Genomic DNA, 21,840 nt, shown 5'->3' with positions numbered 1-21,840 from the left:
CAAACACACTCTCTAATAAGCCGCGTTGTTCTGCGCTAAGACGGGTGAGGAGGGTTTGGCCTTGTGGGCTGAGGGTGAGTTGTTTGCTGCGGCGGTCGTGCTCGGCGGCGGTGCTGAGGATATAACCTTGTTCAGTGAGCTGGCGCAGCGGTGCGTGCAAAGCTTGTTTACTGACCGCCAAAATTGACAGTAGCTGTTGAATCGTGAGCTGTGGATAACGACCGACAAAAAATAAAATGCGGTGATGAACCCGTTGTAAGCCATACTCTGCCAATATTTCATCTGCTCTAGCAGTAAAATTTCTAAAAGCATAAAAAAACAGTTCAATTGCCTCGTCGGGCTCGTTTGGGTGATGGAGGGAATTTTGGTCAAGCATATTGACTTTCTTTTTCAATTATCCGCATTATTACGTCAATTAAGTTGACGTAAAAGGTGAGATGATGGCGTTTTCCCAACGAGTTGCACAACTCAAATCTTCTTTAATCCGCGATATTTTGGCTGCAGCACAACAACCAGATGTGATTTCCTTTGCCGGTGGTTTGCCCGATCCGGCCTTGTTGTTCTGGCATGAGTCAGAATCCCCCTTACCTAAACAACTGGCGCAATATGGCCCCAGCGAAGGCGAACCGACATTACGTGAATATGTTGCCAACTATGCACGGCAACAACTGGGCATTGACTGTCAGGCACAGCAAGTGCTGATTTTGTCTGGTTCGCAACAAGGGATTGATCTGGTTTCCAAACTGTTTATCGATCCCCAGACCCCAATCATCACCGAATCGCCGACTTATCTGGCAGCGTTGCAGTGCTTTGAGTTTTTTGGCGCGGATATCACAGGGATTCCGCTGTCGCCGACGGGGATCGACTTACCGCGCTTACAACAGGCATTACAACAACAGCCCGCTTTTACCTATTTAATCCCGACTTTTCAAAACCCTGCTGCCAGTTGTTACGATGCCGAACATCGGCAACAGGTGGTACAAGCCTTACAAGCGGCGCGGGTGCCGTTGATTGAAGACGACCCCTATCGTGATTTGGTATATGACGAAGTGGAAAGACGGCCTTTATGTGCTCAGATGACGGCGGATGATAGCTGGGTGTATCTCGGTACATTCTCGAAAACCCTCGCCCCAGGTCTGCGGATTGGCTTTTTAATTGCCTCGCCCGATTTATTGCCTCATTTATTGCGCTTAAAACAAGCCGCCGACTTGCACAGCAGCCGCCTTGGGCAATATTTGGTGTTGCAAGCGGTAAGCTCGGACAGCTATCAAAGCCACCTGCAAACCCTACAACAACACTACCGGCAAAAACGTGATGTGATGCAACGCGCACTGCAAGCCGAGTTGTCAGATATCGCCGATTGGCAATGTCCTGCCGGTGGTTTGTTCTTTTGGTTGACCTTAAAAGAGCGTTTAGACACGCGCTTATTGCTGCCCGATTGGTTAAAACAAGGCTTGGCGGTGATGCCGGGTGAGGCGTTTTATCCAGAAAACCAAGTCGAGCTTGGTCATCTGCGTTTGAACTTTAGCCACGCCAGCGAACAGGCGATTGAAATTGGGGTAGCGCGATTGGCGGCGGGGTTGAGAAAAGCGTTAGATGACTAAACAAGGGGCAATTAGGGCGTAGCAGAGTAGGCACGGTTTTTGTGCCCACTGATTTAGCCAAGTCGCGTTATTTCTTCGCCTCACATTCTATTGCCCGCATCCGACCAATTTCCACCCGCAATGCCGAGCCTTTGCCCCGAATCGTATTCGGCCCATTGCTGTAAATAAAACCCGACCCACTCGGCTGTTGTTGCAGCTCGATGGTGTCGCCATGCCTTACCAACACCGCCACCCCCTGCTGCGGAAAAAAGCGCACAGACAATGTTTCCCCCTGATCGCACACAAAATGCACATCATGCCGCGCCGGTGGTGTGGTTGGGGGTTGGGCATGGCTGCAACCATACAACAAAGCCAATCCAGCACATAACAAACCATTTCTCATTGCGAATCTCCCTTTAAATACTGCAATAAAATCCGATGTGCCGTCGGCAAACTGGCAAAATGACGAGCGCAGGCGGTAAGGGTGCGTTTTGCCCAGCGGTCGGTGAGGGTAATAATCTGCGTTGTTCCCTGACTGCGATACCGCTCCGCCGCCGATAACGGCAACACCCCAATCCCAACCCCCTTGGCAATCAACAAATGCACCGCCTCAAAACTATGCGCCCGCACGCGCAGCCGTAAACTGGTGCCGTGCATCCGCGCTACTTTCTCAATAAATTGCTGCATCGCACTCGCCGGATGTACGCCAATAAACGGATAATCCAACGCCGCCGAAAACGGAATTTCACTCATGGCAGCGGTGGGATGGTCTTTCGGCACTACCAACACCAACTGATTATGAGCACAAATCTGCCGTTCTAACCGCTCGGCACCCACGCTATGATCGACAATCCCCAATTCCACTTCACCGGCGGCAATGCTGTTGACAATATCGCGGCTTGGGCGGTCGATGATTTCGACTGTAACCTCTGGAAAATCACTTAAAAACCGGCTTAACGCATCTGGCAAAAATTCCGTTGAGGCCACTGTCGTGGCATACAGCCGAATTTCTGTCACATATCCCTCGGCAAATGCCCCCATTGCCTCGTGTAAGGTCGCCGCTTCTTGTAATAAATTACGGGCATGGTTTAAAAACACCTCGCCAGCCGGTGTTAACGTTACGCCCTCACGTTCTCGCCACAACAAGCGACAACCGACATTCGACTCCAATTTTTGAATCCGTGCCGAGGCCGCCGACAACGCTAACGGCAAGCGGCTAGCACCGGCGGTAAGGCTGCCGCTTTCTGCCACATGAATAAACAATCTTAAATCTGTGAAATCGTAATGCAATCTCACCACGCTATCCTTTATCTCAGCCTTCGCCAACCGCGAAGGCTTACTGTAACAAATCCGCATGGTGGAAATGGCAGAAATCTTCCACAATCCGCCATCCTCAATTCACTCATCGACAAGCGTACCTTATTATGAGTCCTGTTTCTTTGGCCTTATCACACATGCCGCGTACCTTTGTTGGCCGAGGTGTGATGTTGGCAGTGTTATCTGCATTGGGGTTTTCTGCCAAAGCGATTTTTGTCAAATTGGCCTATCGCTATCAGGTTGACCCCGTTACCTTACTCACTTTACGCATGTTGTTTGCCTTGCCGTTCTTTATGTGGATGGCGTGGACAGCAGAAAAAGGCGGCACGTTGCCGCAATTCGGCCGCCGGACTTGGGGCAAGTTGTTCTTGTTGGGGATCGGTGGTTATTACTTATCCAGCATTTTTGACTTTATTGGCCTGCAATATATTTCCTCGGCCCTCGAACGCCTAGTGCTCTACCTCTACCCCACTTTTGTACTGATTTTCTCTGCCATCTTCTTGCACAAACGCATTAGCCGCCAAGCAATGGGCGCGTTGTTGCTGTGTTATGCCGGTATCGGGTTGGCGGTGGCGCACGATTGGCAACATGCCAGCGAAGGCCCAGATGTGTTGCTGGGCGTGGCGTGGGTGGCGGCGTGTGCGGTAACGTATGCCTTATACTTGGTCGGTGCTGGCGAGTTGGTGAAACAAATCGGCCCGTTGCAGATGGCGGCGTGGGCGGGGATGATTTCCACCCTCGGCGTAGTAGCGCATTTCTTAGTCACACAAGATCTCGGCCAACTGGTACAGCCGATGCCGGTCTATTTCTATGGTTTGCTGATGGGGATTTTTAGCACTGTATTGCCCGTGCTCTTGATGAACCAAGCGATGGAAATGATTGGGGCTTCGCGAATGGCGATGGTGTCCACCCTCGGCCCAGTGATGACTTTATTGATGGGCTGGGTGATTTTGGGTGAGGCGATGTCATCACAACAGCTGATTGGTGCGGCCTTGGTGTTGGGTGGGGTGATGTGGGTCAACCACAAACCGAAAACCGCCGCTTAATCTCCGTTTGAACATCACTTGTTAGCCTGTCGCATCAAGGAGCTGATACCGCATGTCTTTTACCCCTGCCGACAAACAACGCGCTGCCCATATCACCACTTGGGTGAGTGTGGTCGTCAATCTGATTTTGGTGATCTTGCAGATTGTGGTGGGGTTTTGGGCAAAATCGCAGAGCTTGATTGCCGACGGCCTCCATTCTTTGTCCGATTTGCTGGCCGATTTTGTGGTGTTGTTTGTCAACCGCTTTAGCCACGCCGACCCCGATCAACGCCATCCCTATGGTCATGCCCGTTTTGAAACTGCTGCCTCGCTGTTTCTCGGCACGATTCTGTTGGTGGCTGGATTGGGGATGTTGTGGTCGGCGGCACAAAAAATCCAACATCCAGAAACCATTGCCGAGGTGCATGTCGCCGCCTTGTGGGTGGCGTTGTTTACCTTAGCGGCCAAAGAAATTTTATTCCGCTATATGCTACGCATCGCGAAACAAGTGCAATCAAATATGTTGATTGCCAATGCGTGGCATGCGCGTTCGGATGCGGCTTCATCCTTAGTGGTCGCCGCCGGGATTGCCGGCAATTTGGCCGGTTATACCTTTCTCGACCCTCTGGCGGCGGCGTTGGTGGGGTTTATGATTGCCCGCACCGGCGGCAAATTTGCTTGGCACGCTTTATCCGATTTAATGGACCAAAGCGTGGATGACAACACCGTGCAAACCATTGAACAAACATTGGCGGCGACATCCGGGGTGTTGGGGGTGCATGACTTGCGGACGCGGAAAATGGGCGATCAGGCTTTAGTCGATGCCCATATTTTGGTCAATGGCAAAATCAGTGTCTCAGAAGGCCATCGTATTGCGGCGCTGGCACGACAACGGGTGAAACAACAGTGTCCCACGGTGTTGGATGTGTTGGTGCATATCGACCCTGAAGATGACGAGGGTAGCCCTGCTTGTTTACAACTGCCCGACCGCAGCGAAATCGAGGCCCTTTTGCACGCTCATCTTGGCGACGATGCGGCACAGGTTGAGCTGTTGTTACATTATCTAGCAGGGCAAGTATCGGTGGTATTGATGTTGCCAGCGACGATGACACCAACGGATGAACCTCGGTTATCGGCGTTGGTGGCGGCGCTTAAAAACAACAACGGCGTGGCAGAAGTGATCTGCCAACGCCGTGAGTGGTGAGAGAACAGCCTCGTTTGCTGGTTAGGCGTATAAGCTAAACACCTCGCGATTGCTGGCACCGGAAAAATGTTCATAGGTGCGCAGGGCGCGGCTAGCATAGGTCGGCGGAATGTTCGCTGCCAGTTGTTGCGGTTGTTCTGTGGTAAAAGCATTGCTGCTGCGCAGGCTACGGGCACGAGTCAGGCTAATTTCCATCTGTGCCTGCAACTCCATCTGAGTGGCGCGGGCGGCAACACTGCGGTCTTGTGGCGATGGATCGGGCGGCGCGAGTGCGGTAGCGCGAATCTTCCGTGCCTTTGGTACGGTTTCTTCAGCGGTCCGTGCCGGCGAAGTATCAATACCGACTTCACCACCTACGGCATAGTGCCTACCGTCTGGGCCTTTCTTATAGTCATAAGTCGGGCCGCTGGTAATCAACTCACCCCCAACTGCAATGTGCATTTGCTCATGTTGCCGCACACGGCGATCGGTTGAGGCAAGGTGTTGTATTTCACGCAGTTGTTCTGGTGTTAGGGTGGTTTTGGTGCTGGCATTGCGGCTGTCGTCGCTGTCTACATCGCGTTTGCCGCGATTGTCCACCACCGTTGCACTGGTGTTTTGATTGCCAGACGCATTACGCCATTCACCAATACGACTCAAAGCCGCAAAGAATGAGGTTTGTTCTGACGTTGCTTGTGCCGTGCTATTGCGTGCAGGCGTTATGACTGCAGCAGGAGTGACGGCAGATAATCCTTCGACACGCATGATACATTCTCCCCTGACACACTTCTTAGCATAGCTGATTTTTTGCTATACGCTTGATTTTACTTTGCACTTGCGTAATAACACGCCCCAAATTGATAAATTTGCGGCGTGTTTCGCATCCAAACAGTATTGTAAAGGCGGTGTTATGCTTTTGCCAACTGACTATTGACCCAATCGGCAACGCTGGCGAGTGCGGCTGGCAATTTTGCTGGCTCGCTACCACCAGCCATGGCCATATCGGGTTTACCGCCGCCCTTGCCACCCACTTGGGCTGCAACAAAGTTCACTAGCTCACCGGCTTTCACTTTTTTGCACACATCCGCCGTTGCACCCGCAGCCAATTGGACTTTATCGCTGCTGCGGCTAGCCAAAACAATCACCGCTGATTTCAGTTTGTCTTTCAGCTTGTCCATTGTTTCGCGCAGGGCGGCGCTGTCGGCGCCTTCTAATTCCACTGCCAACACCTTCACCCCTTGAATATCTTGGGCTTGTGCTGTCAGCTCATCGCCCATGCTAGAGGCCAATTTGCCTTTCAGACGGGCAATTTCTTTTTCCAAAGCTTTGGCGTGATCTTGCAAGGCGTGGATTTTATTGCCGACATCGTCAGTCGATTGCGCTTTTAACTGGTTAGCGGCATCGCGTAACAAAGCGTCTTGCGCTTGCACATAAGCAACCGCCGCTTCGCCGGTTACCGCCTCAATCCGGCGCACCCCAGCCGCAACACCGGCTTCGGTCACAATTTTGAACAAGCCAATATCACCGGTGCGCTCGACGTGCGTACCACCACACAATTCGGTGGAGAATTCACCCATTTTCAACACACGCACTTCGTCGCCGTATTTCTCACCAAACAACGCCATCGCGCCGGCTTTGATGGCATCTTCATGTCGCATCAAACGGCAATCAACGGCATAGTTGGCACACACCACACGGTTGACCACGCGCTCAATTTCAGCCAGTTCATCGGCGGTGACTGGGCCAGTATGGGCAAAGTCAAAACGGGTGCGCTCGTGATTCACCAGCGACCCTTTTTGTTGCACATGCTTACCCAATACTTCGCGCAAAGCGGCATGTAATAAGTGAGTGGCGGAGTGGTTGCGCTCGGTGGCGCGGCGTGCGTGTAAATCAATCGTGGCTTGCACACTGTCGCCCACTTGCAACTGACCGCGTGCCAAAGTGCCATGATGACCAAAGGCTGTTGCGGTTACTTTTTGGGTATCGACCACATCAAACAACGCGCCAACACCACCGGCGGCAGCAATTTCACCACGGTCACCGACCTGACCCCCGCCTTCGGCATAAAACGCGGTGCAATCCAACACCACCACGCCTTCATCACCGGCGTTGAGGCTGTTGACGGCTTGACCGTCTTTATACAAAGCCAAAACATGGGCATCGACGCTGCTGTTGTCATAGCCTTCAAAACGGGTGTCGCTGCCGCTGTATTCCAACTGGCCTTGGGTTTTAAAGCTAGATGCGGCACGCGACAGGGCACGTTGTGCTTCCATTGCCGCATCAAAACCAGCTTGATCGATGGTCACTTCCCGTTCGCGGCAAATATCGGCGGTGAGATCGAGAGGGAAACCGTAGGTGTCATACAGTTTGAACGCGGTGGCACCGTCAAGGGTGGTCGCTTGATTTGCCAATGCCGCTTCTAATAACACCATGCCGTTTTCTAAGGTCTCGGCAAATTTCACTTCTTCTTGTTTCAGTGCATCTTCAATTTGGGCTTGTTGCTGGCGCAGCTCTGGGTAGGCATCGCCCATTTCGTTGACCAAATCTTGCACCAAACGATGGAAAAACGGCTGTTTTTGGCCGAGTTTGTAGCCATGACGAATGGCGCGGCGAATAATGCGGCGCAGCACATAACCACGACCATCATTCGATGGCATCACGCCATCGGCAATCAAGAACGAACAGGCACGAATATGGTCGGCAATCACTTTCAGCGATGGGACGTCCATGCTGAATGGCACACCGACTTCACGTGCAGCGGCTTGTAACAGATTTTGGAACAAGTCGATTTCGTAGTTGGCATGAACGCCTTGCAACACCGCCGAGATACGTTCCAAGCCCATGCCGGTATCAACCGATGGCTTCGGTAAGGGATGCATCACACCGTCTTCGGTGCGGTTGAACTGCATAAACACATTGTTCCAAATTTCAATAAAGCGGTCGCCATCTTCCTCCGGGCTTCCGGGAGGGCCACCCCAAATATGCGCGCCATGATCGTAGAAAATTTCGGTACATGGGCCGCATGGGCCGGTATCCCCCATTTGCCAGAAGTTATCGCTGGCATACGGCGCGCCTTTGTTATCGCCAATGCGGACAATTTTTTCTGCTGGGACACCGATTTCTTCGTGCCAAATAGCGTATGCCTCATCGTCTGTGGCATAAACCGTCACCATTAACTTGTCTTTAGGCAGGTTTAACCACGCTGGGCTGGTCAAAAATTCCCACGCATAGTGAATGGCATCGCGCTTGAAGTAATCGCCAAAGCTGAAATTGCCCAACATTTCAAAAAAGGTATGGTGGCGGGCGGTATAGCCGACATTTTCTAAATCGTTATGTTTGCCGCCGGCCCGTACACATTTTTGGCTAGTGGTGGCGCGGGTATAGGGACGTTTATCAAACCCTAAAAACACATCTTTAAATTGGTTCATCCCCGCATTGGTGAATAACAGTGTCGGGTCGTCATGGGGAACCAATGAACTTGAGCTGACGATTTGGTGGCCTTTGGAGGCAAAGAAATCTAAAAACTTGCGGCGAATTTCAGCAGCTTTCATAACATTCTCTAATCAATAGGGTGGTTGACATGGCGCACTTGGTTCGCCTGCTCAAAAAAAGAGTGATGGCCGTGCCAACAGCACAAGTGTTAGCACGAACTTAAACCGGTTGATTTTACACCAATGGACGCGCTTGGCGCACTCGCGATGCGGCAAGTCGAAAAACCGATTGGCTGATCGGCGATTTTTCGCGAAAAGCCGATGGTTTAAGGATTTAGCAAGACTTTGCCCAAATTGCGATTTTCTTCGAGATAGCGATGAGCGGCGGCGGCATCAGCGAGCGCAAAACAACAATCAATGGTGGGGCGAATTGTGCCACTGCTGATGGCTGGCAAAATCTGTTCGCGCAGTGCCTGTGTCAGATGCTGTTTTTGTGGCAAGGCTTGGCTGCGCAGCGTCGAACCCAATAAGCGGATACGTTTGACCAATAACATTGCCAAATCCAATTCCGCTTTTGCGCCGCCCATCACGCCAATCACAATCAAGCGGCCATCGGTGGCGAGACATTGCAGATTGCGCTGTAAATAGCTGCCGCCGATACAGTCTAAAATCAATGCTACTCGTCCCTGTTCGCGTACCACGCTGGCGAAGTTTTGTTCTGAATAAACAATCGCGATATCCGCGCCCAATTCACGGCACCATGCTGCTTTTTCTGCATTGCCAACGGTGGTGATGACTTTGGCCCCGCGCCATTTGGCTAATTGAATGGCAGCACTGCCAACGCCACTGGCACCAGCATGAATCAATACCGTTTCGCCTGTTTGTAATTGGCCTAATTCACATAAATTGAGCCACGCCGTCATCCACGCCTCGGGGAGGCTGGCGGCTTCTTGCCATGACAATTCGGCTGGTTTGTGAATGGCACACGCCGCGTCCAATACCGCATACTCAGCATAACCACCGCCACCGATTAAACCAAACACCGCGTCACCGATGGCAAAGTCAGTGACTGCCTCACCGACTGCAACCACTTCGCCGGCAATTTCTAAGCCCAATAAAGGCGAGGCACCGGCTGGCGCCGGATAACGTCCTTGGCGTTGCACAATATCTGCTCGATTCACACCGGCGGCAGCGACTTTTACCAAGAGCTGCGTGCTGCTGAACGATGGCAGGGGTAGGTCTTGCAATGATAAATCGCCTGCGGTGCAGGGCGCTTGATGCACAATGGCACGCATGGGATGTCCTTTTCTTTGTCTCATTCCAACTTTCATTTGCCTTAGGCTGCCACAATGTGGCATCAGCGAACAATGGGGGAACAAGTAATGGCCTATTTTTGGTTTGCGGCGGCGTTGTTGGCCGTGGTGGCTGAACTTTTTAGCGGCGCATTTTTTATGTTGGTGGTGGCGGTTGGCCTTGGGGCGGCTGGGGCGGCGGCATGGGTCGCCGGCGACAGTTGGCCGGAATTGCCGTGGTGGGTGGCTTCGACCGTGATGCTATCTGGTTTTTCCCTGTTGTGGCGGCGGCGCAAGGCAAAACAATTGGTGGCAGCATTGCCAGATGCTGATATTGGACAGGCGGTGCAGGTGGTGTTGTGGCGCGATGAGCAGCATGCACGGGTGCGCTATCGGGGGACAGAATGGGAAGCGCGTTTGGTGGAAGGGGAACGCCTTGGTCAAGGCCATGAAAGTTATTTGATTGCTGGCCGTGATGGGCATGAATGGCTGTTGCGTTGCCAAACCAAACCGACAAACGAAGCAAACAGCGAACAATAAAAAGGATGTGATCGAATGCAATATAAAAAATTATTGGTGTTATTGAGTTGTGTGTTGTCTTCATGGGCGTTGGCGGATGTCTCACCCCCACCCGAGGCTGCCAGTGGTCGTGTAGAAAAATCAGCTGCTATCGTGGCCGAAAAAGCCATGATAGTGACCGCCCATCCTTTAGCCAGCGAAGTGGGGAAAACCATTTTGCAACAAGGCGGCAGTGCGGTGGATGCGGTGATTGCCGCGCAATGGGTGTTGGGCTTGGTTGAGCCGCAATCTTCCGGTATCGGGGGCGGCGGTTTTTTGTTATCGCATCATCTGCGTGAAGGGTTGACGGCATGGGATGGCCGCGAGACCGCCCCTGCCAGCGCGACACCGCAGCGTTTTTTACAAGCCGATGGTCAACCGCTGCCCTTTGCCGAGGCGGTTGCCAGTGGTCAAGCCGTTGGAACACCCGGTTTGGTGGCGATGTTGTATGCCGCGCATCAACGTCAAGGTAAATTACCGTGGGTCAAGCTAGCAGAACCTGCGATTCGTCTAGCCGAGGCTGGTTTTCCGGTATCGCCGCGTTTGCATACGCTATTGAGTAAAGAAACTCGCTTACAGCAAGACCCTGCTGCGCGTGCCTATTTTTTCACTGCCGAAGGAAAGCCTCACCCCGTCGGGACGTTGTTACGCAATCCGGCGTATGCCGACACCTTGCGCCGGATTGCTGCGCGTGGGCCGCAAGGGTTTTATCACGGTGAGGTGGCACGCGATATTGTCGCCGCCGTGAAAAATCACGCTAAAGCCGGTGATTTGTCGTTGCAAGATTTGGCACAGTATCAAGCCAAAATCCGTTCCCCTTTGTGTGCTCCTTACCGGCAATGGAATGTATGCGGAATGCCTGCGCCCAGCTCCGGTGGGGTCGCGGTATTGCAAATGTTGGGTGTGCTGTCGCGGTTTGACATGGCGAAATACTCCCCTGTGTCGGTAGAGGCGGTGCATTTATTCAGCGAAGCAGGGCGTTTAGCGTTTGCCGACCGTGAGCGTTATCTTGCCGATCCTGATTTTGTCGCCGTACCGCAACAGGCTTTATTAGACCCGATCTATTTGGCACTGCGTAGCCAACGCATTGACCCCGTGCGTAGCCACGGCAGCCAGCCGGCCGGTCAACCGGCTGGGGTGAAAACGGCACTAGCGGAAAATCATTCCGCCGATTTGCCTTCCACCACCCATCTGGTGGCATTTGATGCTGAAGGTGGCGTGGCATCAATGACCAGCTCGATTGAAGATGCCTTTGGTAGTCGCATTATGGTGCGCGGTTTCTTATTGAATAATCAATTAACCGACTTCTCTTTCTTGCCAGAAAAAGACGGGGTGCCGGTGGCAAATCGTCTCGAAGGGGGCAAACGTCCACGCAGCAGCATGGCGCCGACGCTGTTATTCAATCGACAGGGTGAGGCAGTGATGGCAGTGGGTTCACCGGGGGGGAGTTTGATTATTCCTTATGTGGCAAAAGCGATTTTGGCCTTGACCGATTGGCGTCTCACACCACAGGCAGCAGCAAATTTACCGCACTATGGTAGCCGCAATGCCGCTACTGAGCTGGAACAAGGGCAAGGCTTAGACACGCTGACCGAGGCACTACAACAACGCGGCCATAGCGTGAAGTTGTTGCCGATGACGAGCGGCTTGTCGATCATTGCCAAACAAGCCGATGGTCGTTTGATAGGCGGGGCAGACCCCCGCCGTGAGGGGGTGGTGGCAGGGTTTTAAGCCGCAGTACCGGTGGCAATCGGGCGGCTTGGATCGCTACACCATTCGCTCCACGAACCGGCATACAGTCGCCCACCGTGCCAACCAAGATGAGCCAGTGCCAATAAATTATGGCAGGCAGTAACACCCGAGCCGCATTGGTGGATAGCCTGTTTGGCGGTGTGTGGTGTGAGATAGGCTTGCCATTCTTCGCGTAGTTCTGACAGCGGTTTGAACTTGCCTTCTCCTGTCAGATTGTGTTGAAAGAAGCGATTTTTTGCTCTGGGAATATGGCCGCCAACGGGGTCTAATGTTTCATCCTGACCGGCAAAACGGTTGGGGGCGCGGGCATCAATCAGGCATAAATCAGGTTGGGATAACTGCTGTAACACCGTAGCAGCGTTGACCACCTGTTCCAGTGCCGGACGCAATAAAAATTGGCTGCCGCTACGGTTGGGCTGTAGGCCATCAATTTGGCCTTGTGCCTGTTGCCATGCTTGCCAACCGCCATCTAACACCGCCACCGCTTCATGGCCGAGCCAGCGCAACAACCACCATGCCCGTGCGGCAAACATACCACCTGCATCATCATAGGCAATCACTTGTTTATCGGCGGTGATGCCGATGTGACCAAATAAACTGGCAAGGCGGCCAATATCGGGCAGCGGATGGCGGCCATTTTTACCAGTGCAAGGCCCTGATAAATCGCGGTTGAGGTGAACAAAATGCGCGCCGTGAATATGGGCAACGGCGTAGGCTTGTTCGCCATAGCGTGGATCGGCCAGACTGTGGCGGCAATCGAGGATAACAATGTTATCGCTGGCAAGGTCAGCCAGTTGTGAAGCAGAAACGAGGGTGGTCAACATGACTAACTGTCCTTATTTTCGTTCGACACGCAGCAAGAAAGTCAGCTCACCATTGGCTAATTCTTGCTGTTCAACCCCAATAAAATGCAAATCTGACGGCAATAGAATGCTGATACCTTGACCAATGCCGATGCGGCTCCATTGCCGTTGTAACCGTTTTTGCACTGCTTGAGTGGGGACGGCTTGGGTGGTATCGAGGGCAAAACCATAGCTTTCTGCGGCATGATCGAGTTTGTCTTGCAGCGTTTGCCGTGGCACAAATTTTTCTACCACCTCGCTCATAGTGGCAATCGACACCGCTTCTTGTGATTCGCACAACCCTAAAACATCGTCTTTGAACTGTTGTTGCTGTTGTGGGTCAGGCAAAGTGTCGGCCAATTCTGCAATCACCTCGGTCAGCAGTTTGCTGCTCGATTGGCTGTCGGGGACGCGCAAAGCCTGTAAAAAAGCCTCTACCCAGAATTGGCTTTCTTTACCAAAACGATCGAGGGCATACACCGTGGGGCTGCTTTCCAGTAACAGCGCGCCTTTATCAATCAAGCGTGGGTTAATGCCCGAGGCGTGGGCTAGGTCTAAAACGCCCTGTTGATCGATGATGGTGAGAAATTCATCGCGAACTTCGGCCTTAAAAATACCAATGCCGCGTTCTTCTCCCGTATCGCCTAAGCCTTCAAACAGGATCACCAACACATCGCCTTCGCTGATTTTGGGATGTTGTGATTGTTGATAGAGGTGTTGTGCGATTTGGCGCGAGAGGGTCAGAAAATCGACCTCGGCACGGAAAAACTGCCGTGATAGCGCATACAGCACATTGTGTTGTAGATGAATAGGATGGATAAACTGATATTGACGTTTGCTATCACAAATCCCGTGTAGATAGCCTTCTAGAATCAGTTTTTCCACCGCAGGGCTGACGCTGGCGCTGCGGTCGGACAATAATAAGGCTTCTTGGCGGGTGGGATTGCCTACACGGTGGACAGCTAAACAGCTCACGCGGGCCGATTGCATCATCAATTTCCTTGTGTCGAAGGTTCGGCAAGAGAGGATAGCTCATTTAATGCAATGGCGGAGGCACTGGGGGTGGCTTCAGCCGTGGCGGTGGGTTCAATAGTGTGTAATCGTGGTTGCACGGCACCGGAGGGGGCAAGGGTTTCCGTCGGCTTGGGTGGGCGGTCGATAAAGTTTTGATAACGGAACGGTGCTTCGTCTCGACCAGATAACATCCACACCCCGACCACCGCCGCGCCTACGCTGGCTAAGACCAAAGTAATAAATAATCCCCACAGAATATAACGCATTTGCTAAATCTCACTTTTTTACTGGTCGAATCATAGTGCAATGCACGGGCTGATGTCTTGTTTGTCATCGCAAGTGGCTATAGATTGAAGGCAGTTTGTCTTGCCTCAATGTGAGATGCTTTCGACCAAATGAGCCCAATACTGAGGATAAAATCATGAATGAGAAAATGAAATATCATATTGCTGTTCAGCCAGAAGCGTTTTATCTGACCGAACATTCCCATCCTGACAAAGAGCAATATGTGTTTGCCTATCGTATTCGTTTAACTAATGAGGGGTCGGTGTCGGCGAAGTTGTTAACGCGGCATTGGGTGATTACCGATGAAAACGGCCATCAAGAAGAAGTGCGTGGGCCAGGGGTGGTTGGGGAAAATCCACAGCTGGCACCCGGGCAAACTTTTGAATATATGAGTGGGGCACGCTTAAAAACGCCAGTTGGGATGATGCAAGGTTCGTATTCAATGCTGGCTGAGGATGGCACGCAGTTTGAGGCAGAAATTCCAGCATTCACCCTCGCTGGGCCGCGTGTTTTGCACTAATCCTGCCACAGAATTTGACCGTGGCAGAGTTCATTGAGCAGTTGTTGAATACTGTCTTGTTGTTCGCTTTTTAGGCTAAAGACCAATTCTACTTGTTGGCCGTGGTTGACCTGTTCGAGACTCAATTGACGTTGAGCGATAACGCGCCGCACCACGCCTTCAAGCGCATACGGTACGGTACATTGCAGGCGGGACAGGGTAAAAATGGGGATTTTTTCCGCCTGCAATAGCGCTTGTGCCACGCTGTCAGTGTAAGCGCGCACCAATCCGCCCGCGCCCAGTTTAACGCCGCCAAAGTAGCGGACGACGGTGGCTAAGACGCCATCGAGTTGTTGATGGCGCAAGACATCGAGCATGGGTCGTCCGGCGGTGCCGCTGGGTTCGCCATCATCCACCGCCGCCGACTGCCCACCAGCCAATAACGCCCAACAAATATGCGCTGCTTGTGGATGTTCTGCCCACAGTTGTTGTACGCGCTGTTGTGCCTGTTGGCGGTCTGCCATCGGTTCAACGCAGGCGATAAACTGGCTTTTTTTGATGGTCAGGGTGTGGTGGACGGCTTGATGGAGGGTATAGGGCATGGTTTTAAGGGAAGTTTGGATGAACATGCGCCGCATATTCACCCGACAACAAAATTAAATGGTCGATTTGGGCCGCCACGCATTGACCATAGCGACCAGTGAGAGCATCACTGGTACTTCAACCAATACACCGACGACCGTAGCGAGGGCGGCGCCGGATTGTAAACCAAATAGCGAAATCGCAACTGCCACTGCTAATTCAAAAAAATTAGACGTGCCAATTAAACAGGCTGGGCCAGCGATGTCGTGTGCGAGCCGCAACCGTTTTGCTGCCCACCAACTCAAAAAGAAAATCCCATAAGTCTGCAACAACAGCGGAATAGCGATCAGCGCGATGATTGTCGGTTGTGTTAACAGCGTTGGCGCCTGAAAACCAAACAGCAAGACCACTGTTGCAATCAAACCTAACACCGAAAACGGTTTTAGCCGACCGACAAAGTCTGAGACTGCCGCCCCACCCCGCGCCGCCAGCGCCCGCCGTGTTGTCATGCCAGCCAATAAAGGCAACACCACATACAAGACGGTAGAAAGCAACAGCGTTTCCCACGGCACAGTGACATCAGTGACCCCGAGCAAAAACGCAGCAATCGGCGCAAACGCCACAACCATGATTAAATCGTTGACCGATACCTGCACCAGCGTGTAATTGGCATCGCCTTTAACCAGTTGGCTCCACACAAACACCATTGCCGTACACGGTGCGACACCGAGTAAAATCATGCCGGCAATGTATTCAGATGCCGAAGTGGGATCGACCCACGGTGCAAACAGATATTGAAAAAACAGTACCGCTAAACCAGCCATCGTAAATGGTTTCACCAGCCAGTTAATCACCAAGGTTAAGAACAAGCCTTGTGGTTTGCTGCCGATCTCTTTTACTGCCGACCAATCAATTTGAATCATCATTGGGTAAATCATCACCCAAATAAACACAGCCACCACCAAATTCACTTGGGCATATTCCCATCCTGCCACTATTTGAAAAGCAGTCGGAAATAGCGAACCCAACGCCACCCCAGCAGCAATACCGAGTGCGACCCACAGGGTTAAAAACCGTTCAAATAAACCCATTTTTTCTCTCTTAGTATTGGTGAGATTAACAAGGACTTTGACAGCGGGCCGCAGGTAAATCAAAACATGGCACCCCCTGACAGCAATTGGTGGTTAAATAAGCCAATAATTGATTCATGGTATTTAAATCGGCGCGGTAAATTAAATGGCGGCCTTGTCGCTCGACCGTGACCAGATTGGCATGAAGTAATTCTTTGAGATGAAAAGAAATCGCCGACGGTGCTAAACCGAGTTTTTCCGTGATACCAGTTGGTGTCATCCCTTCGGTGCCGGTTTCAATCAATAAACGAAACAACCGTAAACGAGTTTCTTGAGCGAGGGCGGCGAGCCCAGCAATCACATCAGTTTCTTGCATCACAATTTATCCATGAGAATGAGCCTGAGTTGGCAATTTAAGCGTTGTCAGCCAACACAACAGTAACATCAATGCCGAGCCAAGTAAGGCAGCAGACAGGCCGCCATACTGATACAAAATGCCGGACAACAGGGTACCGATAAACCGACCGAGCGCATTGGCGGCATAATAAAAACCGACATCTTCAGCGGCTTTTTCCGAGCCAGCATACGCCAACACCAAGTAAGAATGCACTGACGAATTGATCGCAAAGGCAAAACCAAACAAACCCAATCCGATCACCACCACCCATGCAAGGGCAGGAATGTCTTGCCATACAGCAACCGCTAACGCTAGAGGAATCAGCATCAGTATGGCCGACCAGTGTTGTGCCGCTGGCACTTCTGTTTGCAGACCGTTACTGCTGCGTTTGACAATCTGTGGTGCTAAACCTTGTACGACACCATAAGCAATGGTCCACAAGGCTAAAAATGTCCCGACCATGCTAAAAGTCCAGCCGACCGAATATAAAAAGACTGGCAGCCCAACCACAAACCACACATCTCGTGCGCCAAACAACACCACTCGTGCTGCTGCTAATAGGTTGATGGCGCGGCTTTTTGCCAAAAATTCTTTGGTTGAGCGTGAAGCCTTCGTTTTTCCCATCATCTGTGGCAAAGAAAACACCACACCAATCAGGACACAGCCTAACAACCCTGCCATCAACCATAGTGAAGCTTGAAAACCGAAACTTTCGAGCAAAGCCCCTCCGAGGAAAAAACCGATGCCTTTCATGGCATTTTTACTGCCGGTGAACCATGCCACCCATTGAAATAATTGCCCATTGTCGTTGGCCGTTGCGGCAGCGGCTTGGGTGATTTTAATGGCCGATTTGCTGGCGGTTTTGGTGAGGTCTTTGGCAATCCCACAGATTCCCTGTGCCATCACCACCCAAGCCACCGAAAGCGTCGCTGTCCAAGTTGGATCAAGCAAAGACAGCAAACCAAAGCCCAGTATCTGGGTGCTTAACCCAATGCTTAACATACGGGTAATGCCAAAACGCGCTGCCAGCCAGCCACCAATCAAATTCGCCACAATCCCTGCGGCTTCATACAACAAAAACAGAAAGGCAAGGGTAAAAGGGGAATAACCAAGGCGGTAAAAATGGAATAAAACCAACATCCGCAAGGCGCCATCCGATAGGGTAAATCCCCAATAAGTGGCGGTGACAATCGCGTAGTGGCGGGCAGCGTGAGACATGGTTTACAACCCCTGTTGTTCCAGATAGCAAGCCAAATCTACCATCCGGCAGGCATAGCCCATCTCGTTATCGTACCAAGCATACACTTTTAACAAAGTACCATCGGTGACGAGGGTGGAAGGTGCATCGATGATGGCACTGCGGGTATCTTGTGCATAATCGACACTGACTAAGGGGCGTTCTTCATAGCCTAAAATCCCTGCTAACTCGCCTGCTGCGGCTTTGGCGAATAAAGCATTCACTTCTTCGGCATCGGTCGCGCGGTTGAGCTCAAAGACACAATCGGTCAACGAGGCATTCAACACGGGTGCCCGCACTGCATGGCCATTTAATTTGCCTTTTAGCTCGGGATAAATCAGTGCAATCGCGGTGGCACTGCCGGTGGTGGTTGGGGCGAGGCTAGTCATTGCACTGCGTGCGCGGCGCAGGTCTTTATGCGGCGCATCTACCACTAGGTTGGTATTAGTGGGGTCGTGAATGGTGGTGATTTGACCATGTTTAATACCAAAATTTTCGTGTACGACTTTCACCACCGGTGCAAGGCAATTGGTGGTACATGAAGCGGCGGTGATGATGTGATCGGTTTCTGGGTTGTATTGGCTGTGGTTAATGCCAATTACGATATTCAACACATTGCCGGTTTTGACCGGTGCCGCAACAATCACCCGCTTGGCTCCGCGTGCCAAATGTCCTTGTAAGGTTTCTGGGGTCAAAAATTTGCCGGTGCATTCCAATACCACATCTACCCCAAGATCACCCCACGGAATCTCTGCCGCAGTGGCGTGGGCACTCCAAGACAATTTTTTGTCGCCAATCCACAGGCTGTCTTCCCCTTCGGCGCGGATGTTTTCGCGCCATTTACCTTGCACGCTATCAAAAGCCAATAAATGAGCTGCTGTTGCAGCACCGCCTTTGATTTCATTGAGATGCACGACATCAAGCCGATTGCTGTTGCGTGGATCGTCGAGTGGCCGTTGTGCTGCACCCATTGCCGCCCGCAATGCCAACCGGCCAATTCGCCCCATGCCATTGATACCTACACGCATTTGTTATCCCCTTTGTGTTAAACATTTCAACAATGTTTGAATTATTGTAGCAATAGATTGCAATTTGATGAAAGCAACGCGGCAGTTGGAATAAAAAAGAGCAGCACGCGGCTGCTCTGATGATAAGCGTCAGGAAAAATTAGCTACGGCCAATGTTGTCTAGATGATGTTTCAGCGACATTGCATCTAATTTGTCGAAGGGCAGGCTAATAAACAAGGAAATGCGCCGGCTCAGTTGGCGATAGGCGGCGGAAATGGCTTCACGTTGGGCGGTATCACTGCTGGTGATGCGGTTTGGATCGTCAATGCCCCAGTGTGCTGTCATGGGTTGCCCCGGCCACACTGGGCAGACTTCGCCTGCGGCGTTGTCGCATACGGTAAACACAAAATCCATTTTTGGCGCATCACTGGCGGCAAATTCATCCCAGCTTTTGCTGCGTAAAGCGGCTGTGGGCAGTTTTTGTTGGTTCAGCAGTTCGAGCACCAAAGGGTTGATATGGCCGGCGGGTTGGCTGCCAGCACTGAAAGCATGAAATTTGCCTTTGCCGGTGTAATTCAACAGGGCTTCTGCCATGATGCTGCGGGCAGAATTGCCGGTGCATAGAAAGAGGACATTGAAGGGGGTATGTTCCATGATAAAACCTTGATGTGTGGACTTGTCATCAGGCTAGCAAAAGTTGGTTAAAAAAATATTTCAATTTATGTTGAATTTTTATGGGATATTTTTTAGAGGCATTCTTTTGAAAGTAACAGATTGATTTTCATGGTATAAAAATATGAGGAGGATAAAATGACCGCAAGAGATACTGAGTCGGGATTATTGAAACGATGCGCTATTGTTGCCCGTGAGATGACACAATCTGCACAAGATCAATGTGAAGCCAATGTCTTTCATTTGGCTGCTATGGTGGTGCAATCGCGGTTTCCTATCGAGTCTCAGGCTTTGATGTATGCCAGCGAACGCTATTTTGCTTTGCACCCTAATGAAAGATTGCCACCAGTTGAAGTTGTCAGAAAAGGTTGGGTGGTGAGCCTTCCTCGTTTACGTGACATGTTAACGCATCAATTAAGTAGAAAACATGCTGAAAGCAACCCAACATAAACCCACGACAATAAATTGGATTTGTATGTTGGGTTACTGATGTAACGCACTGCACTGCTAGCTCTCGCGAAGAAATTAGCTGCGTTTACCTTGTAATAAACGATTGATGTCCGCTAACACTTCAGGATTCAACTCACCCACTTGTGCCGCCAATCGTAAACGCGCTTTAAGATAGTCATAGCGTGCTTGTGCCAAATTGCGGCGGGCGTCTTGATAGGCGCGTTCAGCATTCAAAATATCCAAACTTGTCCGTACCCCAACTTCACGCCCTAAACGTGTCGCATCCAACTGGCTTTTCACCGACTTAAGCGTTTCTTCTCGTGCTTTTACCTGTGCCGCACCATTGCTGACATTTAAGAACGCGGCGCGGGTGTCTTGTGTCACTTTACGGCGAGTGGCTTCTAATTCCTCACGGCTTTGCTCGGCAAGTGCGGCTTTTTCTCGCAATTGAGACTGCACTCCCCCACCGGCAAACAACGGAATCACCACCTCGGCTGCAATGCTATTACTGCGGCCATCAGTGTCATATGCCCCACCGCCTTGACGATAATCAACCGTATCACGCCCCCAATTCGCTTTAACTTGTAAGGTCGGCAGATGACCGGCGCGGCTGACTTCCACTTCTTTCTTGGCAATCGTGTATTGCTTTTGTTTGGCAGCGAGTTCGAAATTCTGAGCGGTGGCGCGGGTGAGCCAAGCGTCTTCTTGCGCTGGCTGTGGCAGGCTGAGCGGCAGGGTTTCTCCCAACGGTTTGAGCTGTTGTGGATCGACACTGCTTAGCGTGCGTAAAGCATCGCGTTTAATCGCCAGATCATTTTGTGCGGCAATTTCTTGGGCACTGGCGTTGTCATAGTTGGCTTGCGCTTCGTAGGTATCTACCACCGTGGCGGTGCCAATTTTAAATGACAATTTTGCCTGCTCGAGCTGGCGCGCAAAGGCAGTTTTGGCGGCTTGTGTAAACGCGAGGGTGTCTTCTGCTAACAGCACATCAAAATAGGCGGTCGCCACTTTCAGCATTAAATCTTGTTCGGCAACCCGAAATTGATCCTCTGCAATCAGGCTGCGCTGTTCGCTGATACTGAGATTGGCAAATTTAGCCCAATCGAACACGGTTTGCGTCAGTGAAATGCCCTGTGTTTTACGGGTGTTATCACCATCACCAATTGGGCTATTGATATTGCTGGCGCTACGTTTACTGGGGTGGTTATCGGTTTTGCTATAGCTGGCGCTGGCATTGAGCTGAGGCAACAACGGGGCGATGCCTTGCCATTTTTTTTCGCTACCGGCTTCACGCGCATAGCGAGCGGCGGCATAACTGGCATCGTAATCGCGGGCCGCTTGCCACGTTTGTAATAAATCGGCTGACCACGCTTGTTGTGCCAGTAAACCAGCAACGATCACGCTGTACTTTAAGAAATGAGTCATAAGGTTGGGCAATCCTTTGGTTAAATTTCAAGCAACTGTTTGATAGCTGCTAATGCTAGGCGGCAGCTTAGAGACTGTCTAGCGATGTTTGACGGCAAAAGTCGGTTTTCTGGTTTTGGCTATTTTTAGGCATAGATTGTGCTTTTGGATGCCGCTTGCCAGACAAAAATGGCAATAAAACGCAATGCTGTGCTTTTTTTCTCTGTCTTATCTGGTCT

At 51.5% G+C, this 21,840-nt stretch carries 23 protein-coding genes; 7 read left to right on the top strand and 16 right to left on the bottom strand.

Going from position 1 to position 21,840, the window contains the following annotated elements:
• Positions 1 to 376, bottom strand: a 376-nt coding sequence (locus G465_RS0102275; protein WP_022652865.1) for a MarR family winged helix-turn-helix transcriptional regulator, incomplete at its 3' end; no start/stop codon positions are given.
• A 64-nt stretch (positions 377 to 440) separates the two neighbouring features.
• On the opposite strand from G465_RS0102275, the gene G465_RS0102270 reads away from it, so the two are divergent.
• Positions 441 to 1,604 (top strand): aminotransferase-like domain-containing protein, encoded by a 1,164-nt coding sequence (locus G465_RS0102270; protein WP_022652864.1) that lies wholly within the window; start codon positions 441 to 443, stop codon positions 1,602 to 1,604.
• A 67-nt stretch (positions 1,605 to 1,671) separates the two neighbouring features.
• Here the strand turns inward: G465_RS0102270 and G465_RS0102265 are convergent, their stop codons facing one another.
• Positions 1,672 to 1,986, bottom strand: coding sequence for an MliC family protein (locus G465_RS0102265; protein ID WP_022652863.1), 315 nt, complete (start codon positions 1,984 to 1,986; stop codon positions 1,672 to 1,674).
• Positions 1,983 to 2,966: a LysR family transcriptional regulator gene (locus G465_RS0102260; protein WP_155846474.1), complete on the bottom strand. Its 984-nt coding sequence runs from the start codon at positions 2,964 to 2,966 to the stop codon at positions 1,983 to 1,985. Before G465_RS0102260 ends, G465_RS0102265 begins: the two co-directional genes overlap by 4 nt.
• Before the next feature lie 41 nt (positions 2,967 to 3,007).
• Between G465_RS0102260 and G465_RS0102255 the strand changes: the two genes are divergently transcribed.
• Both G465_RS0102255 and G465_RS13150 read left to right on the top strand, forming a co-directional pair.
• On the top strand, positions 3,008 to 3,946 hold the full coding sequence (locus G465_RS0102255; protein ID WP_022652861.1) for a DMT family transporter: 939 nt from the start codon (positions 3,008 to 3,010) through the stop codon (positions 3,944 to 3,946).
• A 52-nt stretch (positions 3,947 to 3,998) separates the two neighbouring features.
• Complete coding sequence (locus tag G465_RS13150; protein WP_022652860.1) at positions 3,999 to 5,129, top strand: cation diffusion facilitator family transporter; 1,131 nt, start codon at positions 3,999 to 4,001, stop codon at positions 5,127 to 5,129.
• Positions 5,130 to 5,150: 21 nt separating this feature from the next.
• Here G465_RS13150 and G465_RS14920 read toward each other — a convergent pair whose 3' ends face one another.
• The 3 genes from G465_RS14920 to G465_RS0102235 all read right to left on the bottom strand — a co-directional run bounded on the left by G465_RS14920 (position 5,151) and on the right by G465_RS0102235 (position 9,834).
• Positions 5,151 to 5,873 carry a putative metalloprotease CJM1_0395 family protein gene (locus G465_RS14920; protein ID WP_022652859.1) on the bottom strand — a complete coding sequence of 241 codons (723 nt, stop codon included), beginning with the start codon at positions 5,871 to 5,873 and terminating at the stop codon, positions 5,151 to 5,153.
• Positions 5,874 to 6,016: 143 nt separating this feature from the next.
• Positions 6,017 to 8,659 carry an alanine--tRNA ligase gene (gene alaS, locus G465_RS0102240; protein WP_022652858.1) on the bottom strand — a complete coding sequence of 881 codons (2,643 nt, stop codon included), beginning with the start codon at positions 8,657 to 8,659 and terminating at the stop codon, positions 6,017 to 6,019.
• 206 nt (positions 8,660 to 8,865) lie between these two features.
• Positions 8,866 to 9,834, bottom strand: coding sequence for an NAD(P)H-quinone oxidoreductase (locus tag G465_RS0102235; RefSeq protein ID WP_022652857.1), 969 nt, complete (start codon positions 9,832 to 9,834; stop codon positions 8,866 to 8,868).
• Between the two features lie 87 nt (positions 9,835 to 9,921).
• Here G465_RS0102235 and G465_RS13140 point away from each other — a divergent pair, with 87 nt between their 5' ends.
• Together G465_RS13140 and ggt are read left to right on the top strand one after the other, a co-directional pair.
• Positions 9,922 to 10,371 (top strand): NfeD family protein, encoded by a 450-nt coding sequence (locus tag G465_RS13140; protein WP_162138802.1) that lies wholly within the window; start codon positions 9,922 to 9,924, stop codon positions 10,369 to 10,371.
• 15 nt (positions 10,372 to 10,386) lie between these two features.
• Positions 10,387 to 12,120 (top strand): gamma-glutamyltransferase, encoded by a 1,734-nt coding sequence (gene ggt, locus G465_RS0102225; RefSeq protein ID WP_022652855.1) that lies wholly within the window; start codon positions 10,387 to 10,389, stop codon positions 12,118 to 12,120.
• Here ggt and G465_RS0102220 read toward each other — a convergent pair.
• The 3 genes from G465_RS0102220 to G465_RS0102210 are packed head-to-tail and all read right to left on the bottom strand — an operon-like array spanning position 12,117 to position 14,263.
• Positions 12,117 to 12,965: a sulfurtransferase gene (locus tag G465_RS0102220; protein WP_022652854.1), complete on the bottom strand. Its 849-nt coding sequence runs from the start codon at positions 12,963 to 12,965 to the stop codon at positions 12,117 to 12,119. The two genes, ggt and G465_RS0102220, sit on opposite strands and share 4 nt — an antisense overlap.
• 12 nt (positions 12,966 to 12,977) lie before the next feature.
• Entirely contained in the window at positions 12,978 to 13,976 is a 999-nt protein-coding gene (locus G465_RS0102215) for a nucleoid-associated protein (protein ID WP_211213656.1), read from the bottom strand.
• Positions 13,976 to 14,263 carry a hypothetical protein gene (locus G465_RS0102210; RefSeq protein ID WP_022652852.1) on the bottom strand — a complete coding sequence of 96 codons (288 nt, stop codon included), beginning with the start codon at positions 14,261 to 14,263 and terminating at the stop codon, positions 13,976 to 13,978. The genes G465_RS0102215 and G465_RS0102210 overlap by 1 nt, the downstream gene beginning before the upstream one ends.
• A gap of 155 nt (positions 14,264 to 14,418) precedes the next feature.
• Between G465_RS0102210 and apaG the strand changes: the two genes are divergently transcribed.
• Complete coding sequence (apaG, locus tag G465_RS0102205) at positions 14,419 to 14,802, top strand: Co2+/Mg2+ efflux facilitator ApaG/CorD (protein ID WP_022652851.1); 384 nt, start codon at positions 14,419 to 14,421, stop codon at positions 14,800 to 14,802.
• Here apaG and G465_RS0102200 read toward each other — a convergent pair.
• The 6 genes from G465_RS0102200 to G465_RS0102175 all read right to left on the bottom strand — a co-directional run bounded on the left by G465_RS0102200 (position 14,799) and on the right by G465_RS0102175 (position 19,729).
• Positions 14,799 to 15,410 (bottom strand): IMPACT family protein, encoded by a 612-nt coding sequence (locus G465_RS0102200; protein ID WP_022652850.1) that lies wholly within the window; start codon positions 15,408 to 15,410, stop codon positions 14,799 to 14,801. The genes apaG and G465_RS0102200 overlap by 4 nt on opposite strands.
• A 27-nt stretch (positions 15,411 to 15,437) precedes the next feature.
• The gene (arsB, locus tag G465_RS13135) at positions 15,438 to 16,454 is read right to left on the bottom strand and encodes an ACR3 family arsenite efflux transporter (RefSeq protein WP_022652849.1); all 1,017 of its coding nucleotides are present in this window, start codon (positions 16,452 to 16,454) and stop codon (positions 15,438 to 15,440) included.
• A gap of 25 nt (positions 16,455 to 16,479) precedes the next feature.
• The gene (locus G465_RS0102190) at positions 16,480 to 16,809 is read right to left on the bottom strand and encodes an ArsR/SmtB family transcription factor (protein WP_022652848.1); all 330 of its coding nucleotides are present in this window, start codon (positions 16,807 to 16,809) and stop codon (positions 16,480 to 16,482) included.
• Positions 16,810 to 16,815: 6 nt separating this feature from the next.
• Positions 16,816 to 18,048, bottom strand: coding sequence for an organoarsenical effux MFS transporter ArsJ (arsJ, locus tag G465_RS0102185; protein ID WP_022652847.1), 1,233 nt, complete (start codon positions 18,046 to 18,048; stop codon positions 16,816 to 16,818).
• 3 nt (positions 18,049 to 18,051) lie between these two features.
• Positions 18,052 to 19,095: an ArsJ-associated glyceraldehyde-3-phosphate dehydrogenase gene (locus tag G465_RS0102180; RefSeq protein WP_022652846.1), complete on the bottom strand. Its 1,044-nt coding sequence runs from the start codon at positions 19,093 to 19,095 to the stop codon at positions 18,052 to 18,054.
• A 139-nt stretch (positions 19,096 to 19,234) separates the two neighbouring features.
• Entirely contained in the window at positions 19,235 to 19,729 is a 495-nt protein-coding gene (locus G465_RS0102175) for an arsenate reductase ArsC (RefSeq protein WP_022652845.1), read from the bottom strand.
• 156 nt (positions 19,730 to 19,885) lie between these two features.
• Between G465_RS0102175 and G465_RS0102170 the strand changes: the two genes are divergently transcribed.
• Positions 19,886 to 20,197 (top strand): hypothetical protein, encoded by a 312-nt coding sequence (locus G465_RS0102170; RefSeq protein WP_022652844.1) that lies wholly within the window; start codon positions 19,886 to 19,888, stop codon positions 20,195 to 20,197.
• A 75-nt stretch (positions 20,198 to 20,272) separates the two neighbouring features.
• Here G465_RS0102170 and G465_RS0102165 read toward each other — a convergent pair whose 3' ends face one another.
• Entirely contained in the window at positions 20,273 to 21,622 is a 1,350-nt protein-coding gene (locus G465_RS0102165; RefSeq protein ID WP_022652843.1) for a TolC family outer membrane protein, read from the bottom strand.
• Between the last annotated feature and the right edge of the window lie 218 nt (positions 21,623 to 21,840).

Origin of the sequence: Aquaspirillum serpens DSM 68 (assembly GCF_000420525.1) — a bacterium.
Taxonomy (GTDB): Bacteria; Pseudomonadota; Gammaproteobacteria; order Burkholderiales; family Aquaspirillaceae; genus Aquaspirillum; species Aquaspirillum serpens.
Note: the sequence above shows the minus strand (reverse complement) of the source record. Positions and strands in the feature narration are given on the sequence as shown.